Source organism: Reichenbachiella sp. 5M10 (assembly GCF_002742335.1).
Lineage (GTDB): Bacteria > Bacteroidota > Bacteroidia > Cytophagales > Cyclobacteriaceae > Reichenbachiella.
On sequence record NZ_MDGR01000007.1, the window covers coordinates 392154 to 415501 of the forward strand.

15 protein-coding genes are annotated in these 23348 nt (G+C 43.0%); 5 read left to right on the forward strand and 10 right to left on the reverse strand.

The features are described 5' to 3' along the window. The first annotated feature begins 33 nt into the window (after positions 1-33). Positions 34-2220, forward strand: coding sequence for a choice-of-anchor Q domain-containing protein (locus tag BFP72_RS01660; RefSeq protein ID WP_099597449.1), 2187 nt, complete (start codon positions 34-36; stop codon positions 2218-2220). An 80-nt stretch (positions 2221-2300) separates the two neighbouring features. Here the strand turns inward: BFP72_RS01660 and BFP72_RS01665 are convergent, their stop codons facing one another. The 6 genes from BFP72_RS01665 to BFP72_RS01690 form a co-directional block, all read right to left on the reverse strand. Then, a complete protein-coding gene (locus BFP72_RS01665) occupies positions 2301-3755 on the reverse strand; it encodes a hypothetical protein (protein WP_099597450.1) in 1455 nt (484 codons plus the stop codon). Between the two features lies 1 nt (position 3756). Further along, positions 3757-5802 (reverse strand): glycoside hydrolase family 36 protein, encoded by a 2046-nt coding sequence (locus BFP72_RS01670; protein ID WP_099597451.1) that lies wholly within the window; start codon positions 5800-5802, stop codon positions 3757-3759. Then, on the reverse strand, positions 5771-6838 hold the full coding sequence (locus BFP72_RS01675; protein WP_099597452.1) for an amidohydrolase family protein: 1068 nt from the start codon (positions 6836-6838) through the stop codon (positions 5771-5773). Before BFP72_RS01675 ends, BFP72_RS01670 begins: the two co-directional genes overlap by 32 nt. Further along, a complete protein-coding gene (locus BFP72_RS01680) occupies positions 6839-7660 on the reverse strand; it encodes a class II fructose-bisphosphate aldolase (protein WP_099597453.1) in 822 nt (273 codons plus the stop codon). It abuts the gene before it with no gap. 133 nt (positions 7661-7793) lie between these two features. Then, a complete protein-coding gene (locus BFP72_RS01685; protein ID WP_099597454.1) occupies positions 7794-8732 on the reverse strand; it encodes a carbohydrate kinase family protein in 939 nt (312 codons plus the stop codon). A gap of 12 nt (positions 8733-8744) precedes the next feature. Then, complete coding sequence (locus tag BFP72_RS01690; protein WP_099597455.1) at positions 8745-9908, reverse strand: SIS domain-containing protein; 1164 nt, start codon at positions 9906-9908, stop codon at positions 8745-8747. A 174-nt stretch (positions 9909-10082) separates the two neighbouring features. Here BFP72_RS01690 and agaR point away from each other — a divergent pair, with 174 nt between their 5' ends. Beyond that, complete coding sequence (gene agaR, locus BFP72_RS01695) at positions 10083-10865, forward strand: transcriptional repressor AgaR (protein WP_099597456.1); 783 nt, start codon at positions 10083-10085, stop codon at positions 10863-10865. Here the strand turns inward: agaR and BFP72_RS01700 are convergent. The 3 genes from BFP72_RS01700 to BFP72_RS01710 all read right to left on the reverse strand — a co-directional run bounded on the left by BFP72_RS01700 (position 10855) and on the right by BFP72_RS01710 (position 15643). Beyond that, the gene (locus BFP72_RS01700) at positions 10855-13536 is read right to left on the reverse strand and encodes a DUF4832 domain-containing protein (RefSeq protein ID WP_158233232.1); all 2682 of its coding nucleotides are present in this window, start codon (positions 13534-13536) and stop codon (positions 10855-10857) included. The genes agaR and BFP72_RS01700 overlap by 11 nt on opposite strands. A 78-nt stretch (positions 13537-13614) precedes the next feature. Next, the gene (locus BFP72_RS01705) at positions 13615-14601 is read right to left on the reverse strand and encodes a PKD domain-containing protein (protein WP_099597458.1); all 987 of its coding nucleotides are present in this window, start codon (positions 14599-14601) and stop codon (positions 13615-13617) included. Between the two features lie 169 nt (positions 14602-14770). Then, entirely contained in the window at positions 14771-15643 is an 873-nt protein-coding gene (locus BFP72_RS01710; RefSeq protein ID WP_099597459.1) for a DMT family transporter, read from the reverse strand. Positions 15644-15798: 155 nt separating this feature from the next. On the opposite strand from BFP72_RS01710, the gene BFP72_RS01715 reads away from it, so the two are divergent. From BFP72_RS01715 to BFP72_RS01725, 3 genes are all read left to right on the forward strand, one after another. After that, positions 15799-18777, forward strand: a complete 2979-nt coding sequence (locus BFP72_RS01715) for a TonB-dependent receptor (protein ID WP_099597460.1) — start codon at positions 15799-15801, stop codon at positions 18775-18777. A gap of 38 nt (positions 18778-18815) precedes the next feature. Beyond that, a complete protein-coding gene (locus BFP72_RS01720; RefSeq protein ID WP_158233234.1) occupies positions 18816-20258 on the forward strand; it encodes a RagB/SusD family nutrient uptake outer membrane protein in 1443 nt (480 codons plus the stop codon). A 71-nt stretch (positions 20259-20329) separates the two neighbouring features. Then, a complete protein-coding gene (locus BFP72_RS01725) occupies positions 20330-22231 on the forward strand; it encodes a fructose-bisphosphatase class III (protein WP_221406455.1) in 1902 nt (633 codons plus the stop codon). Positions 22232-22338: 107 nt separating this feature from the next. Here BFP72_RS01725 and mdh read toward each other — a convergent pair whose 3' ends face one another. Next, positions 22339-23265 (reverse strand): malate dehydrogenase, encoded by a 927-nt coding sequence (gene mdh, locus BFP72_RS01730; protein ID WP_099597463.1) that lies wholly within the window; start codon positions 23263-23265, stop codon positions 22339-22341. Positions 23266-23348 lie beyond the last annotated feature (83 nt).

Here is a 23348-nt window from a genome sequence, read left to right on the forward strand (position 1 = left end):
CCCTCTATTTTTCAACTTTAAATTATAATATTTATGAATTGTTATCAATTACGCAATCTAATTGTATGTGTTTTGCTATTGGGTGCTGTGAGTACTCAGGCAGCAGATGTGTACGTTTCCAATTCCAGTCAACTCGCAAGTGCTTGTTCTGGCGCATCCTCAGGAGATGTGATTTTTATCGCTGCGGGCACGTATACGGGTCCATTTGTCCTAAGTGGAAAGTCCAATGTGACACTCAAGAGCTATAATGGGACAGTCTATATGGAAGGGAGTTCTTCTGCAGCCAGCAATGGTGTTATCATTCTGGAGGTCTACAATTCCAATAACATATCGGTGCAAAATCTGGTTTTTAGAAACAACTGGGGCAATTATGCCGATGGTATAAAAATTCACGGTTACGGTGATGGATCCAGTGTGACAGGGTGTGAATTCTACGACATTGGCTGGACTACAGGCAAGACTACCATGCCAGATCCAAGCAAATCGGCACATGCTATTGCTGTAGTAGGATCCACTTCTACTTCGATTAAGAATGTATATATCGGAGACAATAGTGTGCATGATTGCATCACTGGCTACAGTGAGAGTGTGACTCTGGCAGGGAATGTAGAATACTTTTTGGTAGAGGGTAATACGCTGAATAGCAATACCAATATCGGGATAGATGCCGCAGGGCACTTCTCATGGACTGGTGCACCGGCCAGTGTGAATTATGCGAGAAGTGGAGTGATCAGAGGCAATACAGTAAGCAACTATGCCGGGCCAGCAGGCTTGGATGCTGCTGGCGGGATTTATACAGACGGAGGAAGTTATAATTTGATCGAGAATAATATCGTCTATAATTACAAGGTAGGCTACTCGATAGGTTGTGAAGTGGCTGGTAACTCCGCCAATGGTAATATATTGAGGAGTAACCTGGCTTATAACTGTAGTCTTTCGGGGTTGTTCTTGGGATCTAATACTACGAGCTCTGTCAATAACTCAGAGGTTTATAATAACACTTTCTACAAGTGTGGAACAGGTACTTATGACAATGGTCAGATTGCTCTACAAAACAACTCTGGAAGTGTGATTAAGAATAATATTCTCTATCCGACCAATGGTAGGTTGGCTATGGTGCAGATGGGAGGGACGAGTAGTAGTAGCAAGACACAGTCTTATAATTTGTACTGGAGAGACAATGGCAGTACATCAAGTTTGTTTTACAATGTGTCTGGAGATGCAAATGCTGTCACTCAAAATCCGCTTTTTGTCAATGCGGGAGGAGCGGACTTTCGAATCAGTACTACTTCACCGGCAGTGAATGCTGGTGATCCATCGTACAGTGGGGCAGGTCAATTCGATCTGGAGGGCAATGCCAGAGTTCAGGGTTCAAGAGTTGATATCGGCGCTTTCGAAACGAACGTATCCGGAGGAGGATCTGGAGGAGGTTCACTCTCCATAACAGTCGATGGAAACACTGGAGATTGGTCTAGTGTGTCAAGTATTTCTACTTCAGGATCAGGAGGCCCTACGGGGTTGAAAGTGGCCGATAATTCGGATTATCTATATGTACTGGTGACTGGCAGTATTGATACCAACTACGAGGTGTTCATAGATAGTGACAATAGTGCTACTGCGGGAAGCAATGAGTATTTGTATACAGACTGGCCGTCTACAGGCTTTGATTTTATGGTGGAGAATGGGACGCTTTTTGCTCACAATGGACAGGGATCGGGGTGGTCATGGACGAGTTTAGGTGCAGTTGATTTGGTAAAGAGCGGGTCAGTGATAGAGTTGGCTATCAGCAAATCCTCTTTAGGTAGCTTGTCATCGACCGTTAGGGTAGCTGCGAAAATGATCAGTTCGGCCTGGTCTGCTTCTGGATACATCCCTACGACGGGTGGTTCGGCTGCACCATATGTTGTAGGGTCCGCAGGGAGTAGAGGCAGGGAGTATTTTCTTGAAGAAGAACTGTCAAGCAGTATTGATGTCTATCCTAATCCTTCTAAAAGCCAATTGAATATAGCGCTTTCATTGGACGAGATGTCGGAGGTCGAGGTTAGATTCTATGATTTAGGAGGTAAGCAGGTCGCTCCTGTCTATAGTGAGTTGAAGGGGGCGGGGAGTCAGGTCGTAACTTTCCGTGTTTCGGAGGTTTTGATGCCTGGTTTGTACTTGACCCGAATATCGGTTGCTGACAAACAAGTATACAATCGAATGGTGCGAATCGAAAAGTAGTATAAAAACAAAAGGCACCGTGCGAGGTGCCTTTTTATTCACTCTAAATAAATATAATTAATGTAGCATTTAGCTCTTGTCTAGTATGCTATTCGAACGGTTCCTGTCTCTCCCTGCATGTCGTGAGCAGACAGGTCAATGTTCAAATAACCCTCTTCCAATTTCCAATCTAAGACTTTCAACTGTTCATTATCTGATGAAACTAGTTTGGGTTTTTGATTGGTAATCAATCGTAAAGTTTGTTGACCATACCATCTTAGAGTGATGGTACTTTCTTTTTCGGTATGAGCTATGCCGAGGATGTTGCTTGTGTTGTCATGCCATACGGTTTGAGTAGGTAGAGTATGACCTGTTTCGTAGTTTAACTGGTATTTTTTTTGTTCCAATGGAGGTAGATAAATAAATGCATAGCCTGCATCTTCGAAGTAAGCAGGGATGCTGTTGCCATCTATAGTTGCCTTGGATATATGTTGACCCTCTTGGATTTTGAGCTTCAGTACCATGTTGCTTGGAGCAAGTGTCATAAGTACTTGGTCAGGCATATCGGTGTTATCGATCAGTACTTGTCCTGGCTCGCTTTCTGTTACACGTGTGTGTTTTTTGTAGAGCCATTGTGAGTGCATTTGTTCGGTGTTTTTCGCACAGTATCTATTGTTGCTTTTTTGCACTGCTTGATAGTAATTCACCCATGTACTGGTGACCTCATGTTGTGTTTTTTCTTTGCTATAGAGTAAGTTGGGCCAGTGTGTTTCGATATAGTCTGTGGGCTGCTCAGTCAAGGGGGTGTCTGGTAGCTTGCCTTCGGCACACCAAAGGTTGCCGTAGTTGTAGCGGTTCATTACATGGACACTATGATCAAAGCCACCACCATTGTCTTCCTTGGGAGGGTTACATTCGGGTATTTGTGAGAAATCTGTATTGGCGAAACGAACACCGTATTTTCCCAATACACTGCCTAAACTGTAGTTGCCTTCGGGGTTCCAGTAGTAGCTGTAGGCACACGGTACAAAACTTTCGGGGAATGAATGACCTTCTTCCTTGGAGATGCCGTACTGCTTCATGATTCTAACAAAACATTCGACGTGGTTTCGAATTTCTTCTTCTGGCCATGGGTGATCGTCATCTGTGTTGTACCATTCCGCCCTCCTTCTTTTGCCTTTTTCGGGCCAAAATTCATGCCCTACACCATGTAGCCCAAATTCTAGATGGGCACTTTGTTTCTTGGTGTATCCCATCATCTCTTGTTGTAAGTCGGAGACGTTGTCCGTGTTGTCCCAATTTTCTCTAAAATGGGTGGTGGTGGGGTATTGGCCAAGGAAATTCTCTCGGTCCATCTCGCCCAGGATGAAAAGCCCCTGGAGTCGGACGCCGGCTTTTTGAGCTAGGTCTACGACAGCCTCATAGTCTGCCATAGTAGTGAGACGATCTATGCCGAGTCGATAGGGGCCATAGCCTTCTTCGCCTTCGTCATATCCTTTTAGCCAACCTAAATCATCTATGGCTATTGCAAAAGGTCTTGGGAAAATGATATTCATATTATTTCGGATAAACTTCTAATAGGATGAAATCTTTGAATTCTAAATTGACGGTGTTGGCTTGAGCGGAAACCTCGCCAATTTCTTTGTTATTTACATAATCGCGTATGAGATATTGTCCTTTGTCTAGGCCTCTCAATTCTACATTCCCACTCCACTCGTCTGAATAAAATGCATAGTGTAACGTGTCACCTTTTTGGATGGTATGTGTCTCTGGCCGATCGTAGGCGATATCGTATAGGCCTCCTTTGTAAGAGGCTTTGGATAGCATTTTTTGGTTGTAAAGGGAAAACCATTTCTTCCATTGCTCCTCTTTTTCTTTTGTCAGAAGGAAAGTGTCAGAGGCAGTTGGGTTGTCTTTGGGCCAGGTGAATTTGGTCCCCAATACTGCGCCGATACCAAAGGAGCTTGCAAAATCGTCTGCACCATCGCTCAATTCTACATGGTCACCATAGTAAGCTGTATGAGGTATGAGTGCCTTGTAGGTCTTTCCTTTTGATCTGATTTGCCAAGAACTCAAAGGGTCCGATGATACCGACTGGTTCATGTAAGGCATGTTGAAGTAAGACATGCAAGTGCCACAGGGACAGTTTTCAATCACAGCGTGTGGCTTGATAGCCAGTGCTTCGTCATAGATCAATCTAAAAAAATCAGGAAGTTTCTCAGGGCCTTCTTCAGGCGAAGAAAGTTGAGCTTCTGGGTTGTGGTCAGGGGCAATGGCATTCATGTGTTGGCCGTCCATTTTTAGCCCGTCAAAATCCCATTGGTTGAGAAATAGATCTACGACATCCTTGGTGTGCTGGATAGTATGAGGATGGGAAGGAGAGAGGTAGTAAGCATCCCACCAGGTGATGTATTGTGGTGCCCAGTCGCTGAGATAGAGTCTCATGTTTGGGTTGTTTTCTAGCAATTGACTGCTAGGATCAGCCGCGAGAGGAGCCCACCAAAGTTTGGCTTTCAGGCCGTGGGCATGGATTTGATCTACCAAAGCCCTCATTTGAGTATCTCCTCCGGGGAACTTCAGTTCATTGACGTGCCAGTCTCCTTCTGCTTGTTGGAAACCGTCATCTAGTACAGCCCATTTGATTCCCAACTCTTTCACTTTGGGCAATGTGCCAACCACTTCGTCTAATGTGAAGTTTCTTTCATAGCCCCAAGCACACCATATAGGTTCAAAGGCTGCTGGTTCGGGCTCTGGCATTTTGATCCCTTTCGCTTCCATCAGCTGGGCGTACTTGCGGAGCCCGTTGTAGTAGTCTTTGTCATGTAAGGCTACAAATGTCTCGAGAGTCTTCAGTGTGTCTCCCGCAGCTAGGTAATGTGGGTGTGAGAAATCCTTACGGACCGATATTGAAACCTGCTTGCTGTATTTTTTTATTTCGGTGGGGAGTGAGACGAGTTGGGGGGAGAGCTCGGTATGTCCAATGGCTATGCCGATATCAGGGTTCCAGATATCTGTGACGGGTATACCTCCGCCATAATCGGAGTTGTTCATCCCCATGTAATTTTGCTGATAGTAGCCAGGGTTGATGGGTTTGATCCAATCGGATCGGGAACTTGATGAGGAGCCTTGGAAAGCCCAGAACGGGATTTTTTCCTCTTTCGAACGGAAGGAATACCCTTGGTTTGCCCATGCCTTGATAGGTAGGTCTTTGTTGGAAGAGTTGATGTAAGTCACCTGAGTGGTGAGGAGGTCAGGATGTTGGTCGTATGCGGTGATGGTTAGGGTTTTACTAATGCCTTCATTCTTTCCTTGAATGGTGTAAACTCTGCCTCCTCCCAGCTGTGTAGTCTCTCTTGTGCTACTTTTAAAGACAGGGAATGATGCTAGGGTTCCTTCATCCAGTATGAGGTATTCTGTAGCAGCCATAGAGGTTAATTTCTTCTCTGTTTGGGTAGAATGGAGTTGGGTAAATAACTGATCCGAAATGCTCATGGTGAGATCTCCATGGGAGATCACTATATGGTCAGTGTTATTACAGCTGAATAGAAAAGGAAATATGATGAGGGGTAAACTAAAGCGAAAGAAGTTTCTGAGCATTTTCATAGTAGAGTTTCTTAAGTACGTTTTTAGGAAGTCCAAAACCGTGCAAGGGCCAATGATAGTTGGCGTAGTATGGACTGTAGAAATGTTCATCTTTGGATTCCAAAATTCTAAAGATCAGTTGGTACATTTCTGGGTCCATTCCCATATCGGTACCGAACAGAAGTCGGTCTTGGTGTTTTTGATAAAACTGCAACATGTAGCGTGGTATACTTGCTGTTTCTCCAAATCGAGCGGAGATATCTGCATACAAGTTGGGATAACTATCCAGCAAGGATGAGAGGATTGATAGATCAAATCCGCAATTGGCAAAATGACAAGCAATAAATGTAGTTTGTGGATTGTTGGCTACTGCTTGTTCCAGAGATTTGATGAGTCCTTGGTGATCGAGAGAGGTCTGCGTGGTGTCGATTCGCCATTTGAAACCGTTCATTAGGCCGTCATTGTGCTTGTTCATGGGTTCGTACATCCATTTGGGTTCTGCCACGTGGATATTGACAGGCATTCCGAGCTCTCCGCAACGCTTGAGTACAGGCTGAAGGCGCGGGTCGTGGACGTGTAGTCCAGGTGCTGGAGTGGGTTTTGAATAGAGCAATCCCTGGCCTTTGTCACCTAATTCTCCAATGCCTTTGGCACCTATTGCATGACATCTCTCTAGCTCTGCAATGGCCTTTTGGGACCAGTCTTTTTCATTGTATCCCGTGAAATCTATACCACACCATAGTTCAAAGCGCTTAGGGTATTTTGAATAGGCTTGGACAAGACTATCAAATGCTGATCCTGTCGTCATGGTCAGTACAATTGTTTTGTCTATGCCCATTTGATCCATAGTGTTGACCCATTGATTGATTTCCTTTTCGCTCTTGGCGTAGGGGTGGGAGTGTATGTCTATCACAGGCCACATGGGTTGCTCTATTTGGGTTTTGGGGATACTGTATATAGAGACGGGTTGGTAGTCCTTAAGTAGAAGAGAGTCTGGCGATTGAGCCAGACTCTGTTGATATATTAAAAACGCTATGACGAAATATATCTGCTTCATTTATGCTTTGAAATTGATTGTTTTGAGTTTGTCACTTACCAGTTCAATGGCTGATTGAGTAGCTTTTGGGAATACTTTTCTCAAATCGATTTCATCAGAATCAGCCAATGTGAACTGGAGTTTTTTCATGAAGATATTTTTGATCTCTGTAGCCAGATTGATTTTGGTGATTCCTCGTTTGATTGCTTGTTGGAGTTGATCATGGGGGATTCCAGAACTGCCATGGAGTACTAATGCCGCATCAGTAGCTTCGTTGATTTGTGCGATCAAGTCCAGTTGTAGTTCAGGTGTTTCTTTGTAGAATCCATGCGCAGAACCAACAGCAATCGCCAATGCATTAATACCCGTCTCTTCGACGAACTGTTTGGCTTCTTCAGGCTGTGTGTAAATCATTTTTTGTTCTTGGCCTAGTTTCGATATATATCCCAATTCTGCCTCTACATTAGCACCTAACGGTTTTGCGTACTTCACAATTTCAGATGTGATTTGCACATTTTCTTCAAAGGGTCTCTCACTAGCGTCGATCATTACAGAGTCAAACCCAGCGTCAAGACATTTTTTTACTAGGCTGACATCACTGCCATGGTCAAGGTGTAGCCATGCTTTTACGCCGTATTGTTTCATTGCAGCTCTAGCTAGGCCAGTAGCGACTTCCAGTCCCATGTAATTGATCGAGCTTTCGGAGAGTTGTAGTATGATCGAGCTGTCGTTGTCTTTTGCTGCCGTCAATACTGCCGAGAGCGTTTCGAAATTATAGAAGTTGGTAGCGAGCAATGCCTGCCCCTCTTCTTTGTTAAGAGCGAGTTGTTCTTGTAGTTTCATGTGTATTTTGTTATTAGTGGTCACACGGAGTTCACTAAACCTGATAGATCAATCTGGTTTATTCCATGGGTACTTTTGTCAATTAGATGCGGTCTGGTTACTTGTAAAAATTGTAACTGAGCGCATAGCCTTTTTATATGCTATAGGAAAAGCGTCTTTGTGCTATTTCCGTAATTCTATCTTTATTTTCAAAAGCGGTGGTGCCGCCAGCTTCTGTTGTGTTGATAGCACCTGTCAAGTTGGCAAATTTTAGACATTCGATGAGGGATTTTTCTTGAATGTACTGAAAGATAAAGCCTGCATCAAAACTGTCTCCAGCCCCAATTGCATCTGCAACTTCGTTATTCAAGAATGCAGGCAATCTCTCTATTTGTCCTTTGTTGATGAGTAGCGAACCATTGGCTCCATCTTTCAAGGCTATTATGTGGGCGTAATCTTGGATGCTTTGGATCCCTTCTTCTATGGTTTTTGTGTTTGTAAGGTTGAGAAGCTCCACTCGATTAGGAAGGAAGACATCAACAAAAGGGAGCAGTTCTTGTAGGTTGAGATCCCAGTTTTCTGCAGGGTCCCATTGGGGGTCCAAAGATGTGGTGAGACCAAAAGCCTTGGCTCTTTTGAAAAGATCCAAAACCCCAGACTTAAGAGCCGGTTGCATGAAAATACTGCTTACATGGAGATGTCCTGCTTCTGTGATGATATCATTTCTTACTTCCTTGGCGCTGAGATGGTCCATGGCTCCAGGGTAGGTAACATTGGCCCTGTCTAGGTCATAGTTGAGAACTATCGTAGATCCAGTTTGGTACTCATCTGATCGAATCAAAAAATCTGTTCTGACACCTTTCTTTTGAAGTGAGCTTTCTACTAAATCACCAAATTGGTCTGTACCTATTTTTCCCAAGAAAGTAACGTCTGCACCCAGCGAGCATAGATTGCTTGCGAAGATAGCTGAACTGCTACCCATTGTTACAGTCATCTGTTTTGACAAGATTTCTTTGCCAACTTCAGGAAACCCATCTATTTTGTTTAAGATGATGTCGACGTTAAGTTCTCCAACAACTAGTACTTTTTTCATTGTGCTATCTGTTTATTTTGATTGTGGTAGCATGTAAATATTGACTCCTTGTACCACACGTGAAATCGCTCCGCTAGATGAAGGCTCATCTGGTTGGAGTCCTTGGTCCAACGATTTGAAAAAGCCTAGGAGTTGTCCAGGGAGAACAGAAGGCAAGGTAAGAAACTCTTCGTCAAGAGTGTCTCCGTTACTCGCGTATTGAATACTTAAATTCACATCTAAATCGAAATCGAGTCGTTCTGCGATTGCGACTTGTGAGAGGGCCTTCTTGCCTTTTTCCATGGCAAAAATTAGATCATGTTCGTATTGACTCACGTATTTGTTGTTCGATAGAAGATATACAATGAGTGTGTCTCCATCTACGACTGCTTTTGGACCATGTCTAAAACCTAAGAACGACTCTTCTTTACAGATAATGGCACCATCTGTCAGTTCTTGCAGTTTTAGTTGAGATTCGGTAGCAGTACCTAGTAGAGGGCCTGAACCTAGAAATACAGCTCTTTTGAAGGGGAGAGAAGCAGTTTCTTTAATACTGTCCAAATGTGTTTCTAAAATTTGTTCGGCATATTGACTAGCCAGTTCTACTTGTGGTTTTAGAGAATCTATTTCTTCCAATCTGCCAATCAATATTCCTGAGAGTAACATGCCGGTGTAGCTGCTAGTCATAGCCAGGCTTTTGTCATTGGTTTCTTTCGGTAGTGTCAATACGTACTTTTCACCTTTGGTTTTGTAGGTGGCTAGGTCGCCCACTGGATTGCAGGTAATGACTAGGTGAAAACATTTTTTACTGATTTTATCCGCAAGCTCTACTGCAGCTTTGCTTTCGGGGCTATTGCCAGAACGTGCAAATGAAATTAAAAGCAGTGATTCGTCGTTCGAAAGATAATCATAGGGATGTGAAACCAAATTGGTTGTAGGTACTGCGGATACATTGTCCTTGCTGTGTCGGTAAAATGTGCCAACTAGAGATTCTCCGATGTATGCGCTTGTTCCTGCGCCAGTTAGTATGGTTTTATCAAAGTCAGCACTGTTTAGAAAATCCCCAAGCTCTTTCTTTTGCTTATGTACAACACTCCAGATTTCTCTCCAAACCATCGGTTGTTGGGCGATTTCTCGAGCGGTGTGAATGCCGCCTAAAGATTCCAGAGTATTTACATCAATATTTAAAAAGTCCATAAACGATATTTTTCTTATGTAAGCTTATTTTATTAAGTCGATTCAAATTTAAACACAAAGTTTAAACTTTCAAATACTTTCATATTTACTTTTTTAACTTTTGAAAAGTTTCATTGATGCTTAATGCTTGTTTTACGTTCTCAAACTTTTCTATCTTGCAATAAATAAGAAATCATGCCTATTAACAGTAGAAGTTCAACAGTATCTAGACGAAATGACATCTTGACTTCTATCAATACTGACGGAAAAGTATTTGTAGAAGAACTTAGTGCCCGGTTTGGGGTGAGTGAGGTTACTATTCGAAACGACCTAGACCAATTAGAACAGAAAAATTTATTGATACGTGCTCGTGGAGGAGCGATGAAGATAGAGGGTAGGGTAGGGGTAGATTATAACCTATCGGAAAAAGATAAGCTTAACTATCAAGAGAAAGTGAAGATCGGTAAGGCTGCTGCTAAACTGATTAATGACTCTGAAATTGTGTTGATTGATTCGGGAACTACTACTGCTGAGATGGTAAAGAATCTTGATGAGAGCAAGGAGTTGACGGTGATTACCAATGCTCTGAATATAGCGAGCGTTTTGATCAATCATCCAAATGTAAGTTTGACGATTCCGGGTGGGTATTTGCGCAAAAACTCCCAGTCACTTGTGGGACCGATGGCGGAGCGAGGGTTGAGAAATTTTTATGTTGACAAGGCTTTTTTGGGTGTTGATGGGTTTGATACGAGGAGCGGTTTGTATACGCCCAATATTGAAGAGGCACACTTAAATGAATTGATGATTGAAATTGCTAATGAGGTGATATTGTTGACGGACTCTAGCAAATTCAAGAAGAAGAGTTTTGCGTATATCTGCCCGGTAGAAAAAATCGATGTAGTGGTTACTGATGATAAGTTGGACAATGAAGATCGTAAGCGTCTAGAAGATGCAGGAGTAAAAGTGATCATTGCTTGATCACTTTTATTGCTGTTGTGGATTGTCCGTCTTTTATCCTTAAAATGTAAACCCCTGCTTGTAATTGACTAAGATCTATTTGAGCACTATCTGTGCTTGAAATCAATTTCATACCTGAAAGAGAGTAGATGTCGATTCTTTCGAAAGCTTCTGAAAGCTGAATAAAGTCTGTGGTCGGGTTTGGGTAGAGGGTGAAATTTTGACTAGTTCCAATTTCTAAAATAGGTTCTCCTGTTTTGCCGCTTATTGTTTCGCTGTAGGATGAATTGCCTAGCTCGTTGTAGGTGTATAGTCTGTAATAGTAGGTTGTTTCGTCTAGTAAGTTGTCATCCCTGGTTTCGGTGTTGTTTGCGTTAAACTGACCAATCTCGATATAGTTGTTCTCGTCAGTGGATCGCTCCAATATGTATCCATCACAGTGGCTGCATGCTTCCCAGCTTATCAGGAGTCTGGATTTTGGTATTTGTTCCGATTTCTCAATAGTCAGGCCTGTGGGGGTGTCTGGTGGGGTGTTACGAAATGCTAAGGAAGGATTTCCGCTAGTGCTGCCTAGTTGAGTGTTGTCGTCGTTTAGTGTAGTGAAAAACGGGATAGAGGTTTGTGCTTCTATGTCTTTGAGTTCTTTCTGACTCAGTGAAAGCTCTAGAATATTGCCTTGTGTAGCGCTGTTTATTACTGCTTCAGTTTCTTGCCATTCCGAGCCTACAAACTCGTACAATGTTTGTCCAGATAGGTAGTAGTCGGCTCCTTGTAGGGGACTATTTTCTTCTTGATAGCCTGTGTTCTGGTCATAGTCGGTGTTGATGTATGTTTTGTAGTTTGTGACGGCTCCTTCGATGAGTATGTAAAGATTTTGTATGTCGAAGTAGGTGCGCATGCTGAAGCTTTGTCCAGTGTTAGATGCAGAGCTAAGAATGGGTAGTGTACCCCAGTCTTCTTTGTTGCCATCTATGTTGATGCTGTAGCTGTTTATATCATTAGTTGCTAACGAGACCTCTTCCGAATAAGCAGAGATTTGATCTCCTGATAGCAGGTAGTATCTGTAAGTGTAGGATGTTTCTGGAGAGATATTTGGATCTAAGTAGTAGTCCTGATCTGCAGGTAGAGTAGCTACTGTAGTGTATTCGCCACTGTTTTCGGCTCTTTGTATGATGCGTTTTAGGCCGCTACTTTCTCTACCCCAGTAGATCATTAGGTCGGAGCTGCTGGCTGATCCCAATATTTCGCCATTGGTATCGATGCTTTCGGTGAGTCCTGCGATAGCAAACTCCAAGTCTCCATCATAGTTGGGTTGACTGGCATCTGCTGAGATGATTACCGTATGATTTAGTTTGTTGTAGCCTGTTTCCGCTTCCCAAACTCCAGTGTTGGCCATTTGGATAGAGTAGCGAGGGTCGTTATGTAAGGTTTCGTAAGGGTCTGGAAGGTTGAGAAGTAGGTCGTAATTGCCTTCTGTCATTTCATTTGGGATACCAGCGCTCAGGGACAAATTGATGTTTTCTCCTAAAGGCCAAGTTCTTATGTCGGTATCTGGCTCGATGACATATTCTTCTTTACTGTCTTGATTTCTGAGAATGATTTCTATATCTCTAGGATTGTAAGGGTTGGCGTATCCGGTGTTTTGGAGGTCTAGATCAAATGAAAAAGTTCCTCCAGGTTGTACGCTTTCGGTGTATGTGCCAGCGAGTAGCTCGTGGCGGTAGCCTATTTTTAGCGTGATTTCATCAAAACAACCTTGGTTGTCCCATTCGTTGAGTACATCCGCATTGTAGTCTCTATTGATGTAGGACCAGTGGAAGCGAGCCAGTTCGTTGGAACTATTGTCGCAATCCGAGTAGGGGGAGGCTAGTGCACAGGTTTCTCCTCCCATAGGGGTGTACAGTGTTTCCTGGTTGAGGTAAGGTTTTTCTAGGTCAGGATTGATATATGTGCCAAAGTCAGAAGAGGATGCTACGAAGCAGTCGTTGTGGTGGCCTAGTCTACTTCTGTAGGTGTTTTCAAAGGCGATACTCTCGTCGATGGCTTCTTCAGAGTCAAAAATCTTCATTTTGTAGCCTGGCGTACGAATTTGTAGCATGCGGTCGGGTGTGAGTGCATCCAGTAGACCGAAAACTACTTCTTTGCGGTCGTTCCAGCTGTCTTCATTGATCACGCCTGGACTCGTAGCGAAGTGATCAGTGTAGTACCATTCACCCCAGGTGCCTATAAATCCTGCTTGCATTACTGCGATTACATCTGCATTTTCTCGGAGTATAGGTTTGATTTGTTCGATATGGGTTTGTACGATTTCAGGTGTTGCGTCATTGTATGGGGCGGAGGTTCCTGTGGAGTAGGCAAATCGAATGATGCATTTGAGTCCTGCGGATCTTACGGTAGATAGGTCCTTTCGGATGTTGTTGAGGTATTCGTTGGAAATGGGTGAATTACGAAACTCCTCTAGGTAGATTACGCGCAGGATTTGTGTGATGGATTCGTTGGACTGGTAGCTGGATAGTGTTTCCAGATCTAGAAAATTGTAATTGCCGCCGGTGTGTACCTCTGTGTGGTGGTAAAAGCCTCTTTCAGGGTTGGGGATGATCAGATCGTGGCTTTCATAAGTTACAGATTGACCCAATGAGGTGAAGGTGCTTATGATGGAGGTGATGAATAGAGTGATTAGACCTTTTTGCATGATTGACGCTGCTTGAAAAAAAATGAAAAAAGCAATGTCATGATGCTTGGTCATGACATTGCATTAGTGAAGTTGAGGTTATTTCAAGATGTAAGTGGCAGGTAGAGCTCCCTCTTGTTCTTGATTCGTAGGGTAGTGTCCTTGTGAAGCCCACCATCCCTCGGTAGAGGTTGGGGAGTTGTCTAGTGCGTCAAAGAAAAATTCGATGGCGTCTCCTTGCTCTGGAATTCTGTTGGGATCTATAGACTGAAGGTCTAGTGAAAACTCATAGGCTACATTTCCTTCTTTTGATACCATGTCTGTTAGATTGAGAAATGTGCTGTATTGGAGTTGTTCCCACGTGCCCCATACGTTGTTGTTAGTTAGGAGGTCATCATCATCATTAGGGTACATGTATAGAGTGTAAAGACCAAGGCTTGCTGCGTCTACAGTTCCTTCATGGAATTCTCTTCCGTCTGCTGTTCCAAAGAAGCCTTCAAATAGATAGTCAAGACCTTTGGTAGAGCCAGGGTATTTAAGGGAGTAAAATCCAGTTGAATCTTGCTCTAAGTCAGTTGTTGCTTGGTAGTCGGTGTTGATCCAGAAGTCTATGAATGAGGTGTGTTCAGAAGTGGCTTCTACATAGACGTATAGTTTTTGGTTGCCCAAGTTTTCCATTTTTACTTGTACAAATGTTCCATCTCCTTCAAAATCTAAAGCAGGTATATCAGCCCATTCGCTCACGTCTCCATCGATGGTGATGTTTATGATGTCTACAGCAGCTTGTGATTCATCTGATCCGCTTTCGTTGGTGGCGGTCATGGTGATTACGTAGCTACCGTTTGCTTCGTAGGTGTGTGACGGGGATTCTTCAGTAGAGGTATCGCCATCTCCAAAGTCCCATGCGTAGGAAGTTTCTTCTCCTGCTGTAGTGTTAGTGAAAGTTACTGTCTTGCCAGAGATTTCTGTAGTGAAGCCTGCTTCTGGTGCAGGGAGTTTGTCTTCATCTTCACTGCAAGAGAAGAGGATACAGCTAGTTAGTGCCAAGCTGAGGGTCAATAATCCTTTAAAGTTAAGATTTTTCATGTGATTTTGAATTTAAGATTTAGTATGTCAAGGTTTTCTTTGGTAAACCTTATAATTAGATTTCGAAAGTTATTAACTTTTAAAAAGAAAGCAAACGAAAATTAATAATTATTTAAAGTTGTTGTCTTGCTGGTTAAAATAACTGTATCAAAGCTGTGAAAACGCAGGCTTATTTGGAGAATAGATACATGGCTACTAGGGCAACTAGCATTCCTGCGAGCAGGGTAGGGCTGGGCCATACGTTGTACAGTATGAGGGAGAGAGTGATGGTGATTAGTGGGGATAAGCCGGTAAGGGGGACGACGATGATGGCTTTGCCGTGTCTAAGTGCGTAGACGAGTGCTAGTGCACCAAAAGAGTTGAGCAAATGAATGAAAAATGCGGCGTATGCCCCGTCCCAGCCATAGTTGATTTCTTGCGATGTGTCTGTCATATAATAGGCTATAGGGATTAGGGTTAGGCCTGAAATTGTCATGTAGAAAAAGATGCTTTCGGCTTTCATGGATTGGTTGGCAAACTTCATAACGTAGGCTTGGAGTCCCCATGCTAAAAATACCAATGCGGAAAGTATTAGCCAGGTGTGTCCTTCTGTGAGTTTTTTTTCACCATTGCTATAGGATAATAGGTAAATAGCGATCAGGGCTAGGCAGATTCCGAATGCCTGTCTTCGGGTTGCTGATTCCTTGAGGAGGGTGGTGGATAGGGCGATAGTGACGATGGGGTAGAGTGATATGATGGGGAAAATAATGTAGGCTGGCCCTTCTCTTAATGCTTGAAACAATATAATTTGCCCTCCAGCACCTGTGAGTCCTGCTGCCATACCTAAAACGATTGCTTTCGGAGAAGTTTCCAGTTTCCAATTGGTGATTTTGAGACCAACGATTGCGCAGGGGATCATAGTGAGTGCCCATGCGATGTATCCCATGGTCGCAGGGAATCCATTTTTTTCTGGAGATTCTATTAGTGCTCCCCAGATGCCCCAAGAAACAGTCGTAGCGAAAGCATATACTAGCCAGCCAGACGAAGATTTGATAATGTTCATAACTACTATATATTATAAGGAGTCTGTTAATGATTAATTAATAAGAAAAGGCAAAGTAGTATTTTATTTAAGAAAGAAATTGAAAGTTAAATAAATATTATTTAATTTGGTGATTCAAAAATAAAAGGAAGTGAAAGTTAAACGTAACTAATTGTATGATGCAAACATTTACAAAAGGTATATTGATCCTTTGTCTGCTTGCTTTCGTGACGGACTTGAGAGCTCAGTCATTGGTCACTGGGCAAGTGAGATCGGACGAAGATGGAGAGGGCTTGCCAGGGGCAATGATCGTAGTGGAAGGGTCCGCTGTGGGGACAGTGGCAGATCTAGATGGAAACTACTCTATAGCAGCAAATGATAGCGATGTGCTTATCTTTTCATTTGTCGGGTTTGTCACTCAGAGAGAAGAAATAAATGGTCGATCGGTAATCGATGTTTCTTTACCTTCTGATGTTTCGGAGTTGTCAGAAGTAGTGATTATGGGGTATTCTGTAAAGTCGAGACAGGAGGTTTCTGCCTCGGCCAGTACTCTGGATGATACTGAACTACAGAACGTAACTGCCTCTAATGTTGAAAGTATGCTGCAAGGCAAAGTAGCGGGGGTGAGTGTGACTACCTCTTCTGGTGCACCGGGACAAGCAGCAGAGATAAGAATTCGAGGGGTCAATTCATTGACCGCAGACCGTGCCCCCTTGGTGGTCGTTGATGGCATGATAGGAGGTACATATCAACCCAATGATGTCCAATCAGTAACGATATTGAAGGATGCTGCAGCTACAGCACTGTATGGATCGCTGGCCTCTGGTGGAGTGATGATCGTGACAACCAAAACAGGTTCTAAAGAGGATGCTCAAATTGAGTTTTCGGCTACTGTGGGGCAAAAAAGAATTACTACGGGGAATTTCTCTGTGATGAATGGAGCTGATTTGTATGAACTTCAAAGGATTATGTGGGGAGATAATACTGCAGGTTTTCTCAATCAAAGACCAAATTATCTAGAAGATCGAAATTTTGATTGGGTTGATGAAGTGTATAAACCAGGAGTACTTCAGAATTATTACGTAGCGGCTAGAGGCGGTGGAGAAAAAACCAATTACGCTGTGTCATTGGATTATTACAATGAAGACGGAACTTTAGTGAATACAGGTTATGAACGCATCAGTTTTCGTTCTAATCTCGGTTTTCAACTCAAAGAAAATATTAATCTAAAAACCAATTTTTCTGTAGTTCAGAGCGAAGGCAATCAGGATTTTTGGGATTGGCGTTATGACCCATTTTTGAATTTGCCATGGGATGACCCTTATGCGGATGATGGGTCTATCAAATATATAGATAACACTACCTCTCTAGAGTGGTACGGTAGAGACAAGAGAAACGTGCTGCACACGGCTCAGTATAACTACAACAAAAGTAAATCTCTAGCTTTAACTGGGAATGCTTTTTTGACTATTGATTTTACAGATTGGTTGACTATGGAATCTAGAACGATGGTGTCCATCTATAATTCGGGATATGAGACATTCTTGGATCCTCGATCAAAAGACGGAAAGGCAAGTCAGGGAACACTTACGAGTTCGGATAATGAATCGAGGGATGCCATTTCTACCCTAATATTTAGGGCCAGCAAGGACTTTGGAAAACATTCCTTTGGAGGTTTTGTTGGAGTAGAGGGTGCTAGCTATTATGCAGAATCACTCAATGCGTCTGCTAGAAATATCCCTATTGGGTTGAATGTGTTGGATGCAGCAGCGGAACCTGTAAGTACAGGCGGGTCCAATGTGACGAGTACGAGAGTATCATTTCTTTCGGAGTTGAGTTATTCATATGCAGGTAAATATTTTTTGACGGGTGTTTTCCGAACAGATGCCTCCTCAAAATTTGCTCCTAGTACGCGATGGGGGTATTTTCCAGGTGTTTCGGCTTCCTGGGTGATTAGTGAGGAAAGCATATTCTCGAAAGATGTAATCACGTTCATGAAGCTAAGAGCGAGCTATGGAGAAGTAGGTAACGATAATGTGGGGAGTACTTATTTTCCTTATTTGTCTTATTATGATTTATCAACAAACTACAACGGAAGTCCAGCAGGTACAATTCCGCTCTTGGCAGATAGACAGATCACTTGGGAAACGGTCATTTCTAGAAATGTAGGTGTAGATTTGGTCCTTTTGGATAGAGTGAATTTCACTTTGGATTATTATCGTAACTCCACAAAAGACATGCTACTTAGAGTTCAATTGCCCTTGTCGATTGGCTATGAAGAACAATTAAGGAATGCTGGAGAAGTGAAAAATCAAGGGGTTGAGTTTGCTGTTAGTGCTGATATCATCAATCCATCTCGTGAGTTTTCTTGGAATTCCGGGTTCAACGTATCTTGGAATCAAAGTGAGATAATGGATTTGGGAGATGATCGGGAGCTATTCTTTGGTACAGGGGCCCAGCAGGTGTCTGAAGTGGGCAACTCTCTCAGACAGTGGTACCTTCCTAAATGGCTTGGGGTGAACCCAGATGATGGTAGTCCACTGTGGGAAAAGGTGAATCGAGATGCGGATGGCAATGTGGTATCAAGAGAAGCGACTAGTGTTTACTCTGAAGCGGAGTACCAGGCTGTAGGAGATGTGCTTCCTAAATTCTATGGTGGTTGGACCAACAGCTTTGGGTACAAAGGGATTTCGCTGAATGTGCTGATTTCTTATCAGTTTGGAAACAAGGTGTATCACAGTTCTCGACAACTTTTCGATAGCGATGGGGCTTATCCAGAGTACAATTTGATGAATCTTCAAGATGACTGGAGTAGGTGGGAAAAGCCTGGAGATGAAGCTACACATCCATTGCCAGTCAGAGGAGGGAATCAGCAGTCCAATGCAGTGTCTTCCCGGTATTTGGAGGACGGAGATTACATCCGCTTGAGAAACGTATCTCTTGGGTATTCTTTTCCTAGAGACATGATTTCAGCGCTCAGACTACAGTCCTTGAATATCTCGTTGAGCGCAGATAACCTATTTACTTGGACTAAATTTTCAGGTTTAGATCCAGAAACCAGAATATCTGCATCGGAATATGAGTTGCCTGGTTTTCAGGACTTCAAGTATCCTATCAGTAAACAGTATCTAGTCAAACTGACTGCTAAATTTTAATCGCAAGAAAGATGAAAAGAATACTAATAATATGTTTAATGGCCCTATTTGCTGTCTCTTGTGATTTGGACCAGCTGCCGAGTGAAGGTATAGTGGCGGAATCTTTGTCCAACAATTATGAGGGGCTGTTGGCCGCTACAGATGGCAATTATGCCATGATGAAAGATGTGATCACTTATTATGGTGCAGACAATACTGCTAACTATTGGATACGTCACTATCATCATTTGTCTGAGTATGCCAGTGACAATGTAATGCTAAGTGGATCTACTACTGACCCATTGTATTATGTGTTTACTAGAGAACATTTTGCCTCTATGAACAATACAAGTTATCTCTGGTTTTCTTCTTACAGAATCATCAATGGCGCAAATCAGATCATCGCAGCATTGAGTGATCCTGAGGACGAAGATTCAAAACAATTGCTAGGGGAAAACTATTTTCTTCGTGCCTTTATGCATCTAGAGTTGCTGAAGTTGTTTGCTATGCCGTACTCGCATGGTCGTGACAATGATGGCGTGATCCTAAAAACATCCGTAGAAGATTCGCCACTGATGGCTAGGTCTACCGTAGGAGAATGTTATGATCAAATTGAGGCAGATCTACTCCTTGCAGTAGACCTAATGGGAGCTAGTAGGGGTAGTGCTTTTGGCTCAGCGGTAGCAGCTCAAGCCTTGCTCAGTAGGGTGTATCTACACATGGAAAGATGGCAAGACGCTATTGACTATGCTGACGAAGTGATTGCCAATGGAGCATTTGAATTGGAGCCAAAGAGCAATTATGTCAATGCTTTTTACAATAGTGCTTCCTCCACAGAGGCAATTTGGTATGTCGCTCAGTTACTGCAGGATGACAAGACGTTAGCGGCAGTTGGTTCTATGTACCTTACTGATCAAGGGTTGGGATGGGGAGAGATATACCCTTCAGAATCTCTACGAGACTTATTGGGTCAGTATCCTCAAGACGTAAGGAACGATTTTATTAAACCTGACTATGAGGACGACGGGGTGACCGTCAAAGAAAGAAATGGTTATCCAAAATACTTCATTACTAAGTTTTCTTATCAAGATGACGTGGTGACTCTAAACTCTCCACAAATGATTCGGTTGGGTGAAGTATACCTAAACCGTGCAGAGGCCTATGCGCATCAGGGCGATATCGATAAGGCTTTGACTGATGTCAATACCATTCGCCAACGTGCGGGCCTCACGGGGACTGATCTTTATACTTCAGCTGATTTTAAAGGGTTTACGAATATTTTGGAAGTGGTTTTGAATGAAAGAAGACTGGAATTGGCTTGGGAAGGTTTTAGAACACAGGATTTGGTGAGAAATAAAATGGACATTGATAGAAGTTACCCAGGTGTTCATTTGTTGAATGGAGAAACCGATCAAGTGATCCCGTGGAGTGACAATCGTAACATCTTTTATATTCCACTCAATGAGTTGACTAATAATATTGAAGTGGATCAAAATCCTTAAAATTAAATTGTTTATATCGTGTTTAAAGGGAATTACCTATGGGTAGTTCCCTTTATTCTTTTTAGATGAAGATGTCAGTAGACTTAAAAACTCCATTTCGATTTCTGGAAGGGGAAGCCGTAGGTTTAGGGAAGAAGAAAGTAGAAATTCTTAGGTTAAAGTCAATTCTTGGACTCAATAAAGGGACAGAGGTTTTTGTCAGTGATCTGCATGGAGCCAATGAGACCTTTGACTACTTATTGAAAAATGGCTTTGGAACGATTGAGAAAATCGTAAGGGAGAATTTGGGCATGCTTGCTGATCGTGAACGAAACGATCTGTTGGGGATGATCTACGCCCCCAATGAAGCTCTCAATGATGTTAAAAACAACAAGGAGGAGAGGCAGGTACGTTTGGTGCTTGTCATGTGTAATTTGCTCAAGGTTCTGAAAGTACAACTTGCCGTGTATCCCATTGCCAAAATCAGATCCGAATTGTCAATAGATATTCAGGACATGATCATAGATATGGTCCTACGAGTGGAGTCTGACGAAAAATACGTAACCTATCTCGTAGAGTCCATTATTGAATTGTCTCTGGACGGAAAAATTATCAGTGAGTTGGTGGGGTTAATAAGGCGTGTCTGCGTGCAAAAACTTCACGTAGTAGGTGATATTTACGATCGCGGACCTGGTGCTGATCTGATACTTGATCAATTGATTGATTATCAAGATTGTGACGTGCAATGGGGCAATCATGACATAGTATGGATGGGGGCAGCATGTGGCTCTGATGCTTGTATAGCCAATGTGCTGAGGGTCTCGCTGAGGTATGGGAATATTGAGACCCTCAATCGATATGGGATTCACCTGATTCCTTTGGCAACATTCGCAATGAAATATTATAATGGAGATTCGGCTTATACCTTTGAGCCAAGACTTGAAAGTGGCGAAGTTTTAGGTTCTGCCGAATTTGCTCTTAATAAAATCATGCATAAGGCAATCGCTATCATTCAATTCAAACTGGAGGGGGCATTGATCAAGCGAAGAGAAGAGTTTTCGATGTCTTCTAGGCTCTTGTTGGATGCTTTGGACCTGGACAGAGGGATCTTGCGAGTCGATGGACAAGAATATCCATTAGAGGATAGCTATTTCCCTACTGTGGATCCACAACAGCCTTACCAACTCAATGCAGATGAAGAGGAATTGTTGCATCAGTTGAAACAGTCTTTTTTGGGGAGTATAAGGTTGAGGTCACATGCTCGTTTTTTATTCAATAGCGGTTCTTTGTACAAAGTGTCCAACAATAATCTCTTTTTTCATGGCTGTGTCCCCGTTGATTCAAGTGGCGAATTATTGAGTGTGGATTTAGGGGAAGGGTCTTTGAGAGGGAAGGCGTTGTTTGATTTTTTCGATGAGAATGTAAAAGAGGCATGGTCAAAAAAAGCAGATCCTGATCATGCTTACGCCAAAGACCTGATGTGGTACTTATGGGCGGGGCCTTTTTCTCCTCTGTTTGGGAAAGCCAAAATGGCCACTTTTGAGAGATATTTTCTCAAAGTAAAACAGACACATCAAGAGCGGACCAACGCGTACTTTTCTTTTAGAGAAGAGGAAGACTTTTGCAGGAGAATTCTTGGAGAATTTGGTCTGAAATGCGAAGAATCTGTTGTCATCAATGGGCATATGCCTGTGTCTGTTAGGACTGGTGAAAACCCCATCAAAGGTAATTCAAAGCTTATTGTCATAGATGGAGGGTTTTCCATGGCCTATCAATCTAAAACAGGGATTGGAGGTTTTACTTTAGTACACGATTCATTGGGGCGTCAGCTTACTACACATTCACCTTATAGTGACAAGTGCAGACAAATTAATTTTAGAACAGAAGTTATATCTGACAACAAACAGAATCAGAAAATAGCTGATTCTACAGAAGGCAAAATAATCATGGAAAGAGTTCTGTCGCTTCAGGGGGGCTTGTTTGAGGATTTTTGATTGGAGAATGTCAGAAGCAGTGCAGATATTGCACATGTCGTGATGGGTGCATAAAAAAAGCGTCAAGGCTGTCCTTGACGCTTTGGATTATAGTGTGATTGGAAGGCTTAAAGTTCCAATGCGTCGTTCATTTTTCTTACAGCTGCCGCACTTGCTTCGAACTTGGCTTTTTCTTCGTCGTTGAGTTTGTAGTCTACAACTTCTTCCCATCCGTCTTTGCCTACGATCACAGGTACGCCGACACAAATGTCGTTTTGTCCGTACTCACCTTCGAGGTACACAGAGGCAGTCATCAGTTTCTTTTGGTCTCTGACGATCGCTTCTACCATCGCTGCACCCGCAGCGCCAGGCGCATACCATGCAGAGGTGCCGAGTAGGCCAGTCAAGGTTGCACCGCCTACCATAGTTGCTTTCGCTACTTCTTCTAGTTTCTCCTCAGAGAGGTAGTTAGATACTGGAGTAGAGTTGTAAGTGGCAAGTCTAGTCAATGGGATCATCGTGGTGTCACCATGTCCGCCAATCACTACACCTTGAATGTCGTTGGGGTTGCATTCTAGTGCTTCAGATAGTCTGTATCTGAATCGTGCGCTATCGAGCATACCGCCCATTCCGATTACTCTATTTTTCGGTAGGCCGCTTGATTTAGCAGATAGATACGTCATAGTATCCATAGGATTAGAGATTACGATGAGGATCGCATCAGGAGAATGCTTGATGAGGTTCTCAGTGACTGTTTTGACAATACCTGCGTTGGTACCGATCAGTTCCTCACGAGTCATACCTGGTTTTCTTGGGATACCCGATGTGATGACAACTACTTTCGAACCGGCAGTTTTGCTGTAGTCTCCAGTGGTACCAGTTACCTTGGTATTGAATCCGTTCAACGTCGCGCACTGGTTCAAATCCATTGCTTTTCCTTCGGCAAATCCTTCTTTGATGTCAAGAAGTACTACTTCGTCCGCCAATTCTTTCATGGCACAGTATTCAGCTACGCTGGCACCTACATTACCAGCTCCTACTACGGTTACTTTCATTTTGATGTTTATTTATAAATTAATAGAATCTCGTTTGAATGCCCTCGTGGCGAAAGTAGTCAAAAAAAGACCGTTTAAAGAGT

What these genes read in the sequence shown, in the direction of transcription:
- BFP72_RS01675 (WP_099597452.1), bottom strand. Translation starts at nt 6,838, where the DNA reads ATGAAGCAGATATATTTCGTCATAGCGTTTTTAATATATCAACAGAGT.
- BFP72_RS01720 (WP_158233234.1), top strand. Translation starts at nt 18,816, where the DNA reads ATGGCCCTATTTGCTGTCTCTTGTGATTTGGACCAGCTGCCGAGTGAA.
- agaR (WP_099597456.1), top strand. Translation starts at nt 10,083, where the DNA reads ATGCCTATTAACAGTAGAAGTTCAACAGTATCTAGACGAAATGACATC.
- BFP72_RS01680 (WP_099597453.1), bottom strand. Translation starts at nt 7,660, where the DNA reads ATGAAACTACAAGAACAACTCGCTCTTAACAAAGAAGAGGGGCAGGCA.
- BFP72_RS01705 (WP_099597458.1), bottom strand. Translation starts at nt 14,601, where the DNA reads ATGAAAAATCTTAACTTTAAAGGATTATTGACCCTCAGCTTGGCACTA.
- BFP72_RS01715 (WP_099597460.1), top strand. Translation starts at nt 15,799, where the DNA reads ATGATGCAAACATTTACAAAAGGTATATTGATCCTTTGTCTGCTTGCT.
- mdh (WP_099597463.1), bottom strand. Translation starts at nt 23,265, where the DNA reads ATGAAAGTAACCGTAGTAGGAGCTGGTAATGTAGGTGCCAGCGTAGCT.
- BFP72_RS01660 (WP_099597449.1), top strand. Translation starts at nt 34, where the DNA reads ATGAATTGTTATCAATTACGCAATCTAATTGTATGTGTTTTGCTATTG.
- BFP72_RS01670 (WP_099597451.1), bottom strand. Translation starts at nt 5,802, where the DNA reads ATGAAAATGCTCAGAAACTTCTTTCGCTTTAGTTTACCCCTCATCATA.
- BFP72_RS01725 (WP_221406455.1), top strand. Translation starts at nt 20,330, where the DNA reads ATGTCAGTAGACTTAAAAACTCCATTTCGATTTCTGGAAGGGGAAGCC.
- BFP72_RS01690 (WP_099597455.1), bottom strand. Translation starts at nt 9,908, where the DNA reads ATGGACTTTTTAAATATTGATGTAAATACTCTGGAATCTTTAGGCGGC.
- BFP72_RS01665 (WP_099597450.1), bottom strand. Translation starts at nt 3,755, where the DNA reads ATGAATATCATTTTCCCAAGACCTTTTGCAATAGCCATAGATGATTTA.
- BFP72_RS01685 (WP_099597454.1), bottom strand. Translation starts at nt 8,732, where the DNA reads ATGAAAAAAGTACTAGTTGTTGGAGAACTTAACGTCGACATCATCTTA.
- BFP72_RS01700 (WP_158233232.1), bottom strand. Translation starts at nt 13,536, where the DNA reads ATGCAAAAAGGTCTAATCACTCTATTCATCACCTCCATCATAAGCACC.
- BFP72_RS01710 (WP_099597459.1), bottom strand. Translation starts at nt 15,643, where the DNA reads ATGAACATTATCAAATCTTCGTCTGGCTGGCTAGTATATGCTTTCGCT.